Below are 389 nucleotides of genomic sequence, written 5' to 3'. Positions count from 1 at the left end.
GACAAGTTGAGGCGTTGCGGGAAAGTTTGGCCGAGGCGGAAAAGCGGGCGGCGGAGAGCGAGAAGCGCGCGATCGAGAACGCACAGCGGGCCGCCGTCGCCGAGGCTTTGGCCGAGGAGCGCAAGCGCATCYTGGACGAGACCCTGAAGCTCATTCCACCCCCGGCACCGCTCACGACAGCTCCGGTCCTGGCCACCGATCCCGCACCTTCCCTGACCTCCCCACGCCGCCGCTGGTGGTCGTGGGGTCGGGGCTGAGGGGGCTGCCACGGAGGACTGACGCACCCTCCAACAGACTCTGCACGGAGCGACAGACTCCTTGAACAGCGCTGTTCAAAGGGCTATTCAGGGCACTCTAAAGCGCACTCCGGAGGACGCCATGCCGCATCC

Annotated in this window: 1 protein-coding gene; it reads left to right on the top strand. The window is 66.8% G+C overall.

Annotated features, from left to right (window positions below):
* On the top strand, positions 1-257 hold a 257-nt coding region (locus AB4091_RS21985), incomplete at its 5' end, for a hypothetical protein (protein ID WP_442295061.1).
* Positions 258-389 lie beyond the last annotated feature (132 nt).

Source organism: Terrabacter sp. 2RAF25 (assembly GCF_052115265.1).
Classification (GTDB): Bacteria; Actinomycetota; Actinomycetes; order Actinomycetales; family Dermatophilaceae; genus Terrabacter.
The sequence above is the reverse complement of the archived record's forward strand: the minus strand, read 5'-3'. Positions and strand labels throughout refer to the sequence as shown.